Genomic DNA, 13,901 nt, shown 5'->3' with positions numbered 1-13,901 from the left:
CCGGTTGAGGTCGAACAGCTCACATGCCTGCCGGTAGGTTTGGCGGTTTAAATGTGCGCGGCTGGTGGTATCAAGAGCCTCGACCTGCTCCAGGAACCAGGAGCACGCCTGACGGTAGGTGTCCAGCATGCGGGTCATCTTTTCCAGCTTGCCTTTGTTGGGAGGCAGGAGCTTTATTTTGAGGGTTACCGTCTGCATTCAACATCTCCTCCGGCCTGCTTAAATTTTAGCACGGCCGGAGAGAAAAACCAAGCCGCCATTCATCCCCCGATTGGCAGGGCTTTTGTAAATTTTTTTAAGGAGGGAACGGCGCCCGTGCGCCTTTTCTGGGCCGTAAACCTGCCCCCGGAAGTGAAGGAAGCCATTTCTGCCCTGCAGGAGAGCCTGAAGGGTTCCGGGGCCGACGCCAAGTGGGTGGAAAGGGAAAACCTTCACCTCACCGTGCAGTTCCTGGGGGAGGTGGAGGAGGAGCGCCTGGGGGCCCTCGTAGAGGCCGGCGGGGCAGCCCTGCAGGGCTGGCGGGCCTTCACCGTTTCCCTGGAGGGCCTGGGCGCTTTTCCCGACTTCCGCCGCCCGCGGGTCCTCTGGCTGGGCGTGCGGGAGGGGGTAGAGGCTCTGCGGGAAATCCACCGTGCCCTGTCCAGCGCCATGGCCGCCCTGGGGCTGGGCGGGGAAGAGCGCGCTTACGTCCCGCACCTGACCCTGGCCCGCTTCCGGTCGGCGAGGGGCCTGGAGGCCTTTACCGGAAAGGTGAAGGGGCTTTTGTCCTCCCCTCCCGCCTTCGGGCCGCTAACCGTTACCTCGGTGGACCTTATGGAGAGTCGGCTGACCCCCCGCGGCCCTCTTTATACCTTAAAGGCAAAGATTCACTTAGAGAGCGCCTCTAAAAAAGGGTGTGCGGGAGACAAGGTCTAGAGGAGTACCCTGGAGCATATTTTTTTAAGGAAAAAACGAAAAAACGGCAGGATTTCCGGCCTTGACCGCTTAAGAATTCTTTATAATTAATTTTTAAGGTGAGGTTCGGCCATGCTGATCCTGGCCATAAACGGCAGCCCGCGCCCCTCCGGCAGCACGGCGCAGCTTCTGTGGGCTACCCGGGAGGTGGTGGAGTCCGCAGGAGCTACATTTGTCTTTCTGCAGGTATCCGAGGCCTTAAAGGAGCTCAAGGTCCCTTATTGTACGGTCTGCTCCGATCCCTGCCGGGGAAAGTGCTATGCAGGGACGCGCCTGGAGGAGATGTTTAACCTCATGCGCCGGTCCGACGGGATTATCATGGGCAGCCCGGTTTACTTCAGCACCGTTTCCTCTCACCTTAAGTCCTTCTGGGACCGCACGCGCCTCTTGCGGCGGGAAATGGCCCTCTTAAACGTTGTCGGAGGGGCGCTGGCGGTTGGGGGGGCCCGCTTTGGCGGGCAGGAAACTGCTCTGCGGGCCATGCACGACATGATGCTTTGCCAGGGGATGACTGTGGTGGGGGACGGCTATCCGGACGTCGATGCGGGGCACCAGGGAGCCTGCGCGCAGGATCCCGTGGCGGGAGATGCCTGGGGGTTGCAAAGGGCCCTGGCACTGGCCCGGCGGGTGGTGGAGGTGGCCGGAGCAACCCGGGAACTGCGGGCCAGGACCCGCAAAAGCGCCACGAGGTAAGCTTCTGACCCCCCGGTCCCTTGCGGGGGTTTTTAAATTGGGGGAAAAGGTAAAGTGAACATCCGGGAGCAAACGGAAAAACTAGAGGAGCTTTACCTCTCACCCCTGGCCTGCCACAGCGCCAGGTCGAGGGGACGCCTGCGCCCGGAAGAGCCCTGCCAGGTGCGCACGGCCTTCCAGCGGGACCGCGACCGCATCATCCACTCCAAGAGCTTTCGCCGCCTTAAGGGCAAGACCCAGGTCTTCATCATCCCCGAGGGCGACCATTACCGTACCCGCCTCACCCACACTCTGGAAGTTTCCCAGATCTCCCGCACCGTGGCCAAAGCGCTGCGTTTAAACGAGGACCTCACCGAAGCCATTGCCCTGGGCCACGACCTAGGCCATACCCCTTTCGGGCACATCGGAGAGGAGGCCTTAAACGAGGTCTTCCCCCAGGGCTTCCGGCACAACGAGCAGAGCCTGCGGGTGGTAGACGAGCTGGAAGGGGGAACGGGTCTGAACCTGACCTTTGAGGTGCGGGACGGCATATTAAATCACACCGGGCCCGCAAAGCCCTGCACCCTGGAGGGGCAGGTGGTGAAAATCTGCGACCGGGTTGCTTACCTCAACCACGACATTGACGACGCTATCAGGGGGGGCATCCTTACCGCCGCCGAGCTGCCCTCCAGGTGCCTGGAAGTGCTGGGCCGCACCCACCGCGAGCGCATAAATACTATGGTGGTGGACCTCATCACCGCCAGCTGGGGCAGGCCGGAGATACGCATGAGCCCGGCGGTGCAGGAGGCTACCGATGAGCTGCGCGCCTTCTTGTTTGAGCGCGTCTACATTGGCTCGGAGGCCAAGAGGGAAGAGGGTAAGGCCAAGAACATCGTGCAGTTTTTGTACACCTTCCTGGTAAAAAACCCCCATTACCTTCCCGCCGAGTACCTGCGGAGGAGCGACGAGGTGGGTGTGGAAAGGGTGGTGTGCGACTACATTGCCGGGATGACGGATAACTTTGCCATCGCCCAGTTTCACCGCTTTTTTGTCCCCCGGCCCTTTTCCTTCCCCGCATAAAAATTGTCGCCCCTGGGAGGAAAATCTATAGTAATAGCGAATACCACACTTATAGGGACGTGATTTTTCGCCATGGGCGGTCCCATTCCAGCTGAGGCCCTGGAGGCCGTGAGGCTGGCTACCGATATTGTACAGCTGGTTGGCGAGTACGTCAGGCTGGAGAGGCGGGGAAAAAACTACGTGGGGCTCTGCCCTTTCCACGCGGAAAGGGAGCCCTCCTTCACCGTCAGCCCGGATAAGCAAATTTTTTATTGCTTTGGCTGCGGGGTAGGCGGCAACGTCTTTAAGTTCCTGATGCTCCTGGAAAACCTGACCTTTCCCGAGGCGGTGCACAAGCTGGCCGAAAGGGCCGGCATTGCCCTGCCCCGCTTTGCCGGGGCGGGGGAGGAGCCGAAGTCCCGGCCGGAAGAGGAGGCCTGGGAGGTAAATGCCCTGGCGCGGGACTTTTTCCGCCAGTGCCTGAAGCGCCCGGAGGGCCGGGAGGCGCGGGAGTACCTGGAAAGGCGGGGCATCTCCTCCTATACCCAGGAACTGTTTCAGCTGGGCTACGCGCCCCCGGGATGGGATAACCTGGCGCAGTTCCTTTCCTCCCGCGGGTGTCCGGTGAAGCTGGCCGTGGACCTGGGTCTCCTGGCCGTGGGCGAGAGGGGCAGGCCCTACGACCGCTTCCGCCACCGCCTGATTTTTCCCATCTGCAACGCCCAGGGCCGGGTGGTGGGCTTTGGCGCCAGGGTGCTGGACGAAAGCCAGCCCAAATATCTGAACACACCGGAGACACCGGTCTTCAGCAAAGGGAAGGTTCTCTTCGGCCTGCACCTCGCCAAGGGGGCCATCCGGGAAAAGGGCTATGCCATCATCATGGAAGGGTACATGGACGTAATTACCGCCCACCAGCACGGCATTTCCAATGCCGTGGCTTCCTTGGGCACGAGCCTGACGCAGGACCAGGCCCGCCTGCTCTCGCGGTACACCCGCCGGGTGGTCATTGCCTACGACTCCGATGCCGCGGGTGTGGCGGCGACCGTGCGCGGCCTGGACCTTCTCCAGCAGGAAGGCTTTTCCGTAAGGGTGGCGGTTATCCCGCAGGGCAAGGACCCCGATGAGTTCATCCGCCACCAGGGCCGGGAGAGATGGAACGAGCTGGTGGAGAGATCCCTCACCCTTCTGGACTACAAGCTGGACTGGGCGGTAAAAAAAGGCGAAGGGCTTTCCGCCGCGCTGGCACAGGTACTGCCCAACCTGGCGGCCATGGAGGGAGAGCTGGAGCGCCAAGAGGCCATTAAGCACGTCGCTGCCCGCCTGAGCGTTAGCTGGGAAGCAGTTAAAGATGCTTTGCGGCGATACAGCGCGGAAGCGGGTAAAAAATGGGCAAAATCGGATAAAAATGTTAAAAGGGTGCATACTATAGTAGAAAATACGCCTTTAAATGCCGAGTTGCTGCTCGTGCGGTTGCTGCTTAGATATCCCGAATACCTGCCTCTGGTGCAGCAGGAACTGCCCGGGTTTTCGCCTCACGACCCGGATTTGAGCCGGATCTACTTTTTCCTCTGCCGGCAGGGAAACCCCGCCGGCTGGATGAACGAGCTGGGCGAAAGGGGGCAGGACCTGCTGGGCTACCTCCTGGTGGAAGATTTGCCCCTGGAGGACCCGGCAAGGGTGGTCAGGGACTTAATTGCCAACCTCAGGCAGAGAGCCCGGAGGCTTGAGAGGGAAAGGCTGATACAGGAGCTGGCCGAAGCGGAAAGGCTAGGAGATGAAGGGCGCGTACAGCGTGTTCTCTCCCGCCTTCAGGAGCTGTTGCCCACAGGAAGGGGGGAAAATTAAATTGGGTGACGAACTGCACAAGCTGGATTGCGTGAAGGAGCTTATTGAAAAGGGAAAGAAACGGGGGGTTCTCACCTACAGCGAGATCATGGACAGCCTCCAGGGTGTGGACCTGTCTCCGGAGCAAATTGACGACATTTATGAAAAGCTGGCCGGCATGGGCATCGAGGTGGTTCCCGAGGTTCCCGACCTGGAGCCCGTCGAAGAGGTGTCTATGGATACACCGGCGGAGGAGGACCTGGATCTGGACATCCCCGAAGGGGTGGCCATAGACGACCCCGTGCGCATGTACCTCAAGGAGATAGGACGCATCCCGCTGCTCACCCCGGAGGAGGAGATCGAGCTGGCCAAGCGCATTGAGCAGGGGGATGAGGAGGCCAAGAGGCGCCTGGCCGAGGCCAACCTGCGCCTGGTGGTCAGCATTGCCAAGCGATACGTAGGGCGGGGTATGCTCTTCCTGGACCTGATCCAGGAGGGCAACCTGGGCCTCATCAAGGCCGTGGAGAAATTCGACTACCGCAAAGGCTACAAGTTCAGCACTTATGCCACCTGGTGGATCCGTCAGGCCATTACCCGCGCCATAGCCGACCAGGCCCGCACCATACGCATCCCCGTGCACATGGTGGAGACCATCAACAAGCTGGTAAGGGTGCAGCGGCAGCTCCTCCAGGAGCTGGGGCGCGAGCCCACTCCGGAAGAAATAGCCAAGGAGATGAACATTTCTCCGGAGAAAGTGAGGGAGATCATGAAGATCGCCCAGGAGCCGGTTTCCCTGGAGACGCCCATAGGCGAGGAAGAAGACTCCCACCTGGGCGACTTCATCGAAGACCAGGAGGCCAGGGCCCCGGCGGAGGAAGCCTCCCACACGCTCCTGCGGGAGCAGCTGGAGGAGGTTCTCAAGACCCTCACCGACCGCGAGCAGAAGGTGCTGCGGTTGCGCTTCGGCCTTGACGACGGACGCGCCCGTACCCTGGAAGAGGTCGGACAGAAGTTCGGGGTCACCCGCGAGCGCATCCGGCAGATTGAGGCTAAGACCCTGCGCAAGTTGCGGCACCCGAGCCGCAGCAAGAAGTTAAAGGACTACCTGGATTGATGGTGCAGCCCCGGTACATGGGTTTTTCCGCGGCAAGCTATTGACCGGGGCTGCGTTTTTTTGTATAATGACTCTTGCACGGGCCCATAGCTCAACTGGTAGAGCATCCGGCTCATAACCGGCTGGTTCCGGGTTCGACTCCTGGTGGGCCCACCATTATTTTTGTCTGGCCCCATGGTCAAGTGGACTAAGACACCGCCCTTTCACGGCGGTAACGCGGGTTCGAATCCCGCTGGGGTCACCACACGGGCGATTAGCTCAGGGGGAGAGCACATGCCTTACAAGCATGGGGTCGGCGGTTCAAATCCGTCATCGCCCACCAGAAAAATCAAGGCTTCCGGGGTTTCCGGTTAGCTCCCGGAAGCCTGCTTTAACGGCAGTCTTACGGCAACGGAAAATCGCCTGCCCGCCCGCCTCGTATGGCGGGCTTCTCTTTCTACCGGAAAAACCCGTGGCTTTTGGCCGCCTGCCCTCTCCAGGCCCGCTGCCGCGTGCGGGCAGGTGTGTCCGGGGTCCGGAGTGTGAGAGGCGTTGCCACCCCCGCCGGGTGTCCGTGTCTCCTTGCGGATCTATCGCCGGTGCGGTTTTCCTGCCGTAAAGCCTGCCTGCCGGTGGTAGTATGCCGGAGCGGGCTTTGCCGGCTGCGGTGTTAGGCCGGGCAGAACTTCCCCGCCTCCCCTTGGGGCGGGGGTTGCCTTGGCCTTTTAATTGGGCTATTATTTCTTTACAAAGCCGCCGCGGGAAGATCGGTCTGTTTCCCAGGCGGGGGTGGAGAACCGGGCCATGCTTACCAAGCGCCTGGCTGCTGTTGCTGCCTTCGTGCCTCCCGGTGCGGTGGTGGCCGACGTGGGCACCGACCACGCGCTCCTGCCCGTTTACCTGGTAGAGAGTGGGATCTGCCCGCACGCCATTGCCACCGAGCTTAATGACGGGCCCTACCGCCACGCATTTGCTAATATTTGCCGTTACGGCCTGGAGGAAAAAATATCCCTGCGGCAGGGGGATGGCCTGGCCCCCCTGTGCCCCGGGGAGGCAGATGTGGTCGTCCTGGCAGGCATGGGGGGGAGGAGCATTGTGCGCATCCTCTCCTCTTCGCCTGAAGTGCTGGCGGCAACCAGGAGGCTCATCTTGCAGCCCATGACCGATGTGGGCGAGCTGCGCTCCTGGCTGGCGGATAACGGCTGGCGCCTGGTGGACGAAGACCTGGTGGAAGAGGAGGGGCGCCTCTACCCGGTTATCGTTGCCGAGCCGGGCAGGGAGGAGGTTTCCGACCCCTTCCTGCTGGAAGTAGGCCCCCGCCTGGTGGAAAAAGGGCACCCCCTCCTCCCGGATTACCTGGAACGCCTGAAAGCGGGCTATGAAAAGGTTTTAGGGGCCCTGAGCTGTAGCTGCCGGCCCCAGGCGCTGGCCAAGGCGCGGGAAATAATAAAAAAAATTAGCCGGCTGGAGGAGGTTTTGGCCCTTGCCGGTAGCGACCGGTGCGGTGATAGCCGCAATCGTGGAGGAGCTGGCACCGCTTGAGCTGGCAGAACCGTGGGACAACCCGGGTTGGCAGCTGGGCGACCCGCGGGCACCGGTGGAGAAGGTTTTGCTATGCCTTGATGTGGGACGGGAAGTGGTGAAGGAAGCCGGGCAGAAAGGCGCCCAGCTTATCCTCACCCACCACCCGCTGTTCTTTAAGGGCATGAAGAGTCTCCGGGTGGATACCCCGCAGGGGGCCCTGGCAGCCGAGCTTCTTCGCCTGGGCATAGGTGTGTACGCCGCGCACACCAACCTCGACCGCGCGCGCCTGGGGGTAAGCGATGCCCTTGCCAAAATCCTCGGCCTGGAAAGCACGGAGGTCCTGGTGCCTGCCGAAGAGCGGTATTATAAGCTTGTCGTTTTTGTTCCCGTGGAGCACGTGGAGGCGGTCCGGGAGGCACTGGGGGCCGCCGGGGCCGGCTGGATCGGCAACTACAGCCACTGTACCTTCGGCGTGGAAGGCACGGGCACCTTTTTGCCCCTGGAGGGGACCAGCCCCTATATAGGGAGGCAGGGGGTTTTGGAGAGGGTCAGGGAGGTGCGCCTGGAGACCGTTGTACCCTCTGCCCTGGTGGAGAAGGCAGTAAGGGCCATGCTTGAGGTCCACCCGTACGAAGAGGTGGCCTACGACCTTTACCCCCTGGCCAACCGGTTTAAGCCTTCCCTGGGCCTGGGAAGGGTGGGGGTGTTGACGGAGGCGGTTCCCTTGCGGAACTTTGCCGGGCGCGTGCGGGAGGCCCTGGGCCTGGGGGCCGTGCGCTGGGCGGGCGAAGAAGGGCGCCCGGTCCGCCGCGTGGCCGTTTGCGGCGGCGCCGGTGGCGAGCTGTGGAAGGAGGCCCTGGCCGCCCGGGCCGATGTTTTGGTTACCGGAGACGTGAGCTACCACACCGCCCGGGACATGCTCGCCGCGGGGCTGGCCTTTGTAGACGCCGGCCACTTTGGCACCGAGAGGGCCGTCCTCCCGCTGCTTAAAGAGCTTTTGGCGCGTGCGCTGGAGGAGAGGGGACTGGCCGTGGACCTCTTGCTCAGCGAGGGCGAAAAGGATCCCTTTAAATATGCCGTTTAGGAGAATTTTTTGAAAATCTCCAGGAATTCTTCCATGGCCTTCTTGAGGTCTCTCTTTTCCTCCAGGCTTTCCCTGAGGAGGTCGGCCAGGTGGCAGGCCAGGGTGGTCATGGCCACCTGGTTTAAGGCAGACTTTATGGCCGCCAGCTGGATGATGATCTCCCCGCAGGCGCGCTTTTCCTGGATCATCTTGGAGACGCCCCGGACCTGGCCCTCAATTTTTTTCAGCCTGGCCAGCAGGTCTTCCTCCAGCTCCTTGCGGGACTCAAGCCACATCCTGCGCATACCCCTTTCGGTAAAATTTTTCGCTCCCTGAAGCCCCCCTGGGGTATCAAAATTTTACTTTACCGTGTCCTTTCCTGTCAACTTGAGCCTCGGGCCGGCAAAAGAATTTGCGGTCGGCATATCGATTCGGCATATCGATGTGTTAAAATAAATATAGGGAAGAACAAAAAAGAGGTGAGTAAACCGGGTGGCCGCGGGTGCCCGGAAGGGCGCCTGAGGAAAGTCCGAGCTCCATAGGGCAGGGTGCTGGGTAACACCCAGTGGGGGCGACCCCAAGGAAAGTGCCACAGAAATGTAGACCGCCGAAGCCGGTTCTGCCCCGCGGGGGCAGCACCGGCTGGCAAGGGTGGAACGGTGCGGTAAGAGCGCACCAGCGGCCCTGGCGACGGGCCGGCTAGGTAAACCCCACCCGGAGCAAGACCGAATAGGGGGGCAAGGGAGTGGCCCGCTCCGCCCCCGGGTAAGGTCGCTAGAGGCGCCAGGCAACTGGCGTCCCAGATAGATGGCCACCCACGACAGAACTCGGCTTACAGGTTTGCTCACCCGCGCCAAACTGCGGTGAAGGCCGCGGTTTGGCTTTTTATTTTTTCTCTTAAAGGGAGGTGTAGCGCCGGCGAGGGGAGAAACTATTTCCGGGCAGGCGTTTTTGGGGGGGATCCGAGTGGCGCTCTTTGCCGTAAAGCATTGCCGTGGGTTAGCTGATTTTTGGCTGGGGGTGAGGGACGGTTTGCCTCTCACCGTCAGCATTTTCGCCTACGGCCTGGTGTTTGGCGTGCTGGCCAGGCAGGCCGGCTTGAGCTACTGGGAAACGGTGACGATGTCGGCGGCGGTATTTGCAGGTTCAGCGCAGTTTGCCGCTGCGGGCATGATAAAAGAGGGGGCCGGTGCCGACAGCATTGTGCTGGCAACCTTGTTGCTTAACATGCGGCACCTGCTGATGGGTTTTTCCCTTGCCCCTCACCTGGGCAGGATTAAACCGTGGAAAGTGGCCCTGCTGGCTCATTTCTTGAACGACGAATCCTATGCTTTGACCATCAGCCGCGTGGGGAACCGGGAAAACAAGGCGGCCTACTTTTTAGGGGCCGGCTTGGCCACCTTCCTGGGCTGGCTTCCCGGCTCCGCTCTGGCGGCGGGTTTGGGGGAAATAGTTGGTGACCCCGGGCGGTACGGCCTTGACTTTGCCTTTCTCGGCGTGTTCACCAGCCTGCTGGTTTTGCAGTTGCAAAATAAAGTTACGCTGCTTGTTTTTGTGGTTACCGCCCTGGTAGTTCTGGCGCTTGCTTTTTTCGTGCCCGGGAACTGGTGTATTGTGCTGGGTGCCCTGACGGCAGCTTTTGTGGGGGTGGTGGTGGAAAGCTATGCGTTCCGAGATACTGCAGCTAATTGCCGGGATGGCCGCGGTGACCTACCTGACGAGGGTTAGCTTTCTCCTGCTCACCAGGTGGGTGGCCTTCCCGGAGCCGGTCAGTAGAGGGCTGAAATACGTGCCGGTAGGCATTTTAACGGCTTTTGTGATTCCCGGGGTGCTGGTCTCCGGAGGGACGTTGAATTTTTCCTGGCAAAACCACTACCTTTTTGCGGGCTTGCTTGCCGCGATGGTGGCCTGGAAATGGAAGAACGTTTTCCTGGCCATGGGGAGCGGGGTAGCCCTGCTTTTGATTTTGCGCGCGCTTGCTTGAGCGAATTCCCCTGCGGCAGCTCCGCCGCTCACCGGAAACTCCTGGCCGTAAAGGTCCACCGATTGTTGGCGTAGTAGTTCCAGGCGGTGGCGGCCAGGATGCCCATGCCGTTGGCCCAAAGTGCGGGCACCTGCCAGTAACTGTGGAGCAGGCTTAAAACGGCGGCGTTTAAGAGCATGCCCGTGCCGGAAAAGAGGTAGAACTTGGCGGCGCGGACCAGCACGTGGTCGTGCTTGGGCTGGTTCCAGGTGATGGCGTCGTTTAAGAGGAAGTTGGCGTACATGGCCAGGCTGCTGGCCAGGAGGGCGGAAAAGAGCACGTCCAGCGCCAGAAGGAAGGTAAAAAGGGCAAAGAAGGCAAAGTTAACCGCCACGCCGCAGGTGCCCACCAGGCAGAACTTCCAGAAGCGCAGGTCCTCCGGGCTGCTGCGCAGGAGCCGCCAGAGGTGGCGCAAGTAGTTAAGCTGCTCGGTTATATTCATCTTGGAGCGGTCGTTTAGGCGTCGCTGAAAGGTAAAGGGCACCTCCACCACGCGGCTGTAGCGGCCCCGCACCAGGATTTCGGCCAGTATTTTCCAGCCCAGGGGAGAAAGGGGTACGCCTTCGATTACTTCCCGGCGGAGCATAAAGTAGCCGCTTAAAGGGTCTCTCACGGGCCGGAGGCTTTTCAGCAGGAGGCGTCCGGCCAGGCGGGCGGCCAGGGAAACGAGCTTCCTCTGAAAGTTCAGGCCGCTGTCGCTGGCGCCCGGCACGAAGCGCGAGGCGATGACCAGGTCGTAACCCCGGAGGATATGGTCCAGCATCTGCGGCAGGAGTTCCGGCGGGTGCTGCAGGTCGGCATCCAGCACGGCCAGGATTTCCCCCCTGGCAGCCCGGAATCCCTCCACCACGGCGGTGGCCAGGCCGCGCTGGTTTACCCGGTGGAGGTAGCGCACGCGTCCGTCCCGGCGGCTGAGTTCTTCCAGCACCTGCGGTGTGCGGTCGGTGCTGTCGTCAACAAAGAGTATTTCAAATTCCCTCCCCTCCAGGCAGCGGCAGAGGCGCTGTGTGAGGGGTATGATGTTGTGCTTCTCGTTGTACGTGGGTATGATAACGCTCAGCAACAACCTTAAATAAACCCCCCTCGACTCAGGCTACCCAGCACCCGTGGGCAAAGAGCATGTGGAAGAAGAAGAGCAGCGCGGCGCTCGTAGCCAGGACAAATAAGTGGGCCTCCTCGCTCTTTACCAGGCGGGCCATGGTGAGATAGATGGGGAAAAGGACCATCGTGAAACGCGGCATGCTTAAAAGGGGCATGCTGGAAGCGGGGGAAGAGAGGGGCACCAGGATCCCGGCCAGGGTAAAAAGGCAGTACGAGGGCCTCTCCTTCCCCAGGGAAAGAAGGAAAAGAACTACGGCCAGCGAGGTAAAGAACAGGTCCACCAGCGTGTTGCTAAAGGAGCGCCTCTCCCAGAGGTGCCTGGCCGCCTGCGCCAGGCTTTCCCAGGGCCACGCAAAATCCCTTTCCCAAAAATGCTGCGCCGTCCAGAAAGCCAGGGGGTTGCCCAGCTTTACTTTGAGGTAAGCCATAAAGAAGAGCAGCCCTAGGGGAATGGCGGCCACAAAGAACAGCTCTTTACTTATTTTCCCTCCGGTGGCCTGACGGTATTCCCAGAGGGCGGGAAGGGCCAGGAAGACGCCCACATTGCGGGTGGCCGCGGCCAGCAGGCCGCAGGCCCCGGCAGCCGCCCAGCGCCGCCGGCGCAGGAAGAAAAAGGTTAAGAGGGCCAGAAGGAGGTAGAGGGACTCGGTGTAGACGGCGGAAAGGAAAAAAGAGGTGGGGAACAGGCCGAGGTACCAGGTGCCCTTAACGGCTGTGCGGCGGTCGTAATCCAGGGCGGCCAGGCGGAAAAAAAGATAAAGGATGCCCGCCAGGGAGAGGTTGGAAATAAGGATGCCGGCCACGGTTGCCGGTAGCCCCAGCCGGTACAGCAGGTGAATGAGCAGGGGGTACAGGGGGAAAAAGGCCGCCGCCTGCCCGTCGTAACCGTGCTGGGCAATTCTGGTGTACCAGCCGGCGTCCCACTGGTTGAGCCCCTGGATTAAAATGGCGCTTATCTGGTGCGGGGCGAACTGATTGGAAAAAAAGATATTGGCCAGGTAGCTGGCCAGGGCAATTAGGAACTGGTGGGTAAAATATATTGCGGCAAGCTGGCGCCAGTTCATTCCTCTAACACGTTTTCCCCCTAAGCGCCCCTGTTATACATCTTTCTTATGCTGGCTTAAGTGGAAGTGGTTGTGCTCGATGCTCAAGACGTGGCGGGCCTGGCAGTGCGGGCAGGTGAGGCTCTGCTGGTCCGCAAAGCGCATTTCGCCGATACGTTGGTGGCAGCAGGTTACCTCCACACTTAAAACGCCCACGCCCGGCTGGTAGTTCACCCGGTAGTCGACAATAGACTTTTTGGACATGAAAAACCTCCTTAAAAAGGCTTTTAAGGTATTATACCTCATATTTTCCCCTGAAGGTAAATTCCCCGGCTTAACTGAGCTTCTTTTATGGTGTATAATGGCCGTGGTGATGGTGATGCCCGGAAAAGAAAGACTCCGCCCGCGCCGGCGCAAGAAGGCCGTATTGGCGCCGCTTACGCTCGATCTCTTTCAGGAAAAAGCGCTCCAGGCCCTCATGGAAGGCTACAGCGTGCTGGTGGCCGCGCCGACGGGAACCGGCAAGACCCTCATTGCGGAAAGGCTGATTGCCCACGTGCTGGAAAGAGGCTGGGGGGTGGTTTACACCTCGCCCATTAAAGCCCTCTCCAACCAGAAATACCGCGATTTCGGCAAATTGTTTGGCCCGGAGCGCGTGGGCCTTATTACCGGGGACCTTTCCCTCAACGAGAGGGCTCCCGTGCTGGTGATGACCACGGAAATTTTCCGCAACTGGTGCTTTGCCAACCCGGAGGAGCTGGAGCACACCTCCCACGTCATTTTTGACGAGATCCATTACCTGGACGATCCCGATAGGGGCACGGCCTGGGAGGAGAGCATTATTTTTGCTCCTCCCCACATCAAGATCCTGGGCCTTTCCGCTACCGTCCCCAACGTGCGGGAGATTGCTTCCTGGATGTCCGAGGTGCGTGGCGAGGAGGTAAAGGTGGTGGAGGAAAGGCGGCGGGCGGTGCCCCTGGTTACCTACTGGGTTGCTCCCGGCGGGGAGGTACTGGACGAGGAGGAGGCCCGCGCCGAGATTGCCGAGAGGCAGGAAGCGCGCCGGGCCCACCGCTCCCACTGGGGCAGGAAGGCGGCCCGTGCCCGGGAGTGGGAGGATTAGTCGGAGGAGGTTTGCAACAGCTACAAATAAACGCACTATAATTGACTGAATCATGCAGTTTTGCTACCACAAAAGTATGGAACTCTTATCCATTGGGGAAGCGGCAAAGCGGTTAGGCGTACACCCGAACCGCCTCAAGGCGTGGGAGAAGCAGGGGTTAATTAAGCCCGTGCGGCTTCCCAGCGGCCACCGGAGGTACCCGGTAGAGGAGATCAACCGCATTCTGGGCACAGGGGGGATAAAGGCAGAGCCGGACGCCGCGGTCGTCCTCTACGCCCGGGTATCCACAAAGGAGCAGGCCGATGCCGGAAACATAGAGCGGCAGCTGGAGAGGCTGCGGGCTTATGCCGGGGAGAGAGGCTACCGGGTGGTGGCCGAGCATTCCGACGTGGCCTCCGGTCTCAACCAGAACCGCCGGGGTC

General features: G+C 60.8%; 15 protein-coding genes, 3 tRNA genes, 1 other RNA gene and 1 pseudogene. 15 read left to right on the top strand and 5 right to left on the bottom strand.

Annotation, left to right across the window (positions count from 1 at the left end; translation table 11 throughout):
• A pseudogene (locus G454_RS0112960) lies at window positions 1-198 on the bottom strand (transposase); the annotation flags it as partial.
• Window positions 199-315: 117 nt separating this feature from the next.
• On the opposite strand from G454_RS0112960, the gene thpR reads away from it, so the two are divergent.
• The 10 genes from thpR (at window position 316) to G454_RS0112910 (ending at window position 8,210) form a co-directional block, all read left to right on the top strand.
• Window positions 316-915 (top strand): RNA 2',3'-cyclic phosphodiesterase, encoded by a 600-nt coding sequence (gene thpR, locus G454_RS0112955; protein WP_027718953.1) that lies wholly within the window; start codon window positions 316-318, stop codon window positions 913-915.
• Window positions 916-1,026: 111 nt separating this feature from the next.
• Entirely contained in the window at window positions 1,027-1,647 is a 621-nt protein-coding gene (locus G454_RS0112950) for a flavodoxin family protein (protein WP_027718952.1), read from the top strand.
• Window positions 1,648-1,701: 54 nt separating this feature from the next.
• The gene (locus G454_RS0112945) at window positions 1,702-2,706 is read left to right on the top strand and encodes a deoxyguanosinetriphosphate triphosphohydrolase (RefSeq protein ID WP_027718951.1); all 1,005 of its coding nucleotides are present in this window, start codon (window positions 1,702-1,704) and stop codon (window positions 2,704-2,706) included.
• Between the two features lie 72 nt (window positions 2,707-2,778).
• The gene (dnaG, locus tag G454_RS19145; protein ID WP_035107830.1) at window positions 2,779-4,530 is read left to right on the top strand and encodes a DNA primase; all 1,752 of its coding nucleotides are present in this window, start codon (window positions 2,779-2,781) and stop codon (window positions 4,528-4,530) included.
• Window position 4,531: 1 nt separating this feature from the next.
• A complete protein-coding gene (rpoD, locus tag G454_RS0112935) occupies window positions 4,532-5,623 on the top strand; it encodes an RNA polymerase sigma factor RpoD (RefSeq protein ID WP_027718950.1) in 1,092 nt (363 codons plus the stop codon).
• Between the two features lie 80 nt (window positions 5,624-5,703).
• Window positions 5,704-5,779: transfer RNA gene (locus G454_RS0112930), tRNA-Ile, on the top strand.
• A gap of 12 nt (window positions 5,780-5,791) precedes the next feature.
• A tRNA-Glu gene (locus G454_RS0112925) sits at window positions 5,792-5,867 on the top strand.
• A gap of 3 nt (window positions 5,868-5,870) precedes the next feature.
• Window positions 5,871-5,945: transfer RNA gene (locus tag G454_RS0112920), tRNA-Val, on the top strand.
• 461 nt (window positions 5,946-6,406) lie between these two features.
• On the top strand, window positions 6,407-7,144 hold the full coding sequence (locus G454_RS19140) for a tRNA (adenine(22)-N(1))-methyltransferase (protein ID WP_051276404.1): 738 nt from the start codon (window positions 6,407-6,409) through the stop codon (window positions 7,142-7,144).
• Window positions 7,086-8,210 carry a Nif3-like dinuclear metal center hexameric protein gene (locus tag G454_RS0112910; protein ID WP_027718949.1) on the top strand — a complete coding sequence of 375 codons (1,125 nt, stop codon included), beginning with the start codon at window positions 7,086-7,088 and terminating at the stop codon, window positions 8,208-8,210. The genes G454_RS19140 and G454_RS0112910 overlap by 59 nt, the downstream gene beginning before the upstream one ends.
• On the opposite strand, the gene G454_RS0112905 is transcribed toward G454_RS0112910, so the two are convergent.
• Entirely contained in the window at window positions 8,207-8,494 is a 288-nt protein-coding gene (locus G454_RS0112905) for a metal-sensitive transcriptional regulator (RefSeq protein WP_027718948.1), read from the bottom strand. The two genes, G454_RS0112910 and G454_RS0112905, sit on opposite strands and share 4 nt — an antisense overlap.
• Before the next feature lie 175 nt (window positions 8,495-8,669).
• Here G454_RS0112905 and rnpB point away from each other — a divergent pair.
• From rnpB to G454_RS0112895, 3 genes are all read left to right on the top strand, one after another.
• Window positions 8,670-9,040: RNase P RNA component class A (rnpB, locus tag G454_RS20535), an RNA gene on the top strand.
• A gap of 115 nt (window positions 9,041-9,155) precedes the next feature.
• Complete coding sequence (locus G454_RS19135; protein ID WP_051276400.1) at window positions 9,156-9,917, top strand: AzlC family ABC transporter permease; 762 nt, start codon at window positions 9,156-9,158, stop codon at window positions 9,915-9,917.
• Complete coding sequence (locus tag G454_RS0112895) at window positions 9,853-10,173, top strand: AzlD domain-containing protein (protein ID WP_027718947.1); 321 nt, start codon at window positions 9,853-9,855, stop codon at window positions 10,171-10,173. The genes G454_RS19135 and G454_RS0112895 overlap by 65 nt, the downstream gene beginning before the upstream one ends.
• 28 nt (window positions 10,174-10,201) lie before the next feature.
• On the opposite strand, the gene G454_RS19130 is transcribed toward G454_RS0112895, so the two are convergent.
• The 3 genes from G454_RS19130 to G454_RS0112880 are packed head-to-tail and all read right to left on the bottom strand — an operon-like array spanning window position 10,202 to window position 12,620.
• Window positions 10,202-11,278: a glycosyltransferase gene (locus G454_RS19130; protein WP_211230096.1), complete on the bottom strand. Its 1,077-nt coding sequence runs from the start codon at window positions 11,276-11,278 to the stop codon at window positions 10,202-10,204.
• A gap of 22 nt (window positions 11,279-11,300) precedes the next feature.
• Complete coding sequence (locus tag G454_RS0112885; RefSeq protein ID WP_027718946.1) at window positions 11,301-12,377, bottom strand: mannosyltransferase family protein; 1,077 nt, start codon at window positions 12,375-12,377, stop codon at window positions 11,301-11,303.
• A 33-nt stretch (window positions 12,378-12,410) separates the two neighbouring features.
• Entirely contained in the window at window positions 12,411-12,620 is a 210-nt protein-coding gene (locus tag G454_RS0112880) for a hypothetical protein (protein WP_027718945.1), read from the bottom strand.
• A gap of 109 nt (window positions 12,621-12,729) precedes the next feature.
• On the opposite strand from G454_RS0112880, the gene G454_RS19125 reads away from it, so the two are divergent.
• The gene (locus G454_RS19125) at window positions 12,730-13,479 is read left to right on the top strand and encodes a DEAD/DEAH box helicase (RefSeq protein WP_156896789.1); all 750 of its coding nucleotides are present in this window, start codon (window positions 12,730-12,732) and stop codon (window positions 13,477-13,479) included.
• Between the two features lie 76 nt (window positions 13,480-13,555).
• On the top strand, window positions 13,556-13,901 hold a 346-nt coding region (locus tag G454_RS0112870), incomplete at its 3' end, for a MerR family DNA-binding transcriptional regulator (protein WP_027718944.1).

The sequence above is a fragment of the Desulfovirgula thermocuniculi DSM 16036 genome, from assembly GCF_000429345.1.
GTDB classification, from domain to species: Bacteria; Bacillota; Desulfotomaculia; order Desulfotomaculales; family Desulfovirgulaceae; genus Desulfovirgula; species Desulfovirgula thermocuniculi.
Note: the sequence above shows the minus strand (reverse complement) of the source record. Positions and strands in the feature narration are given on the sequence as shown.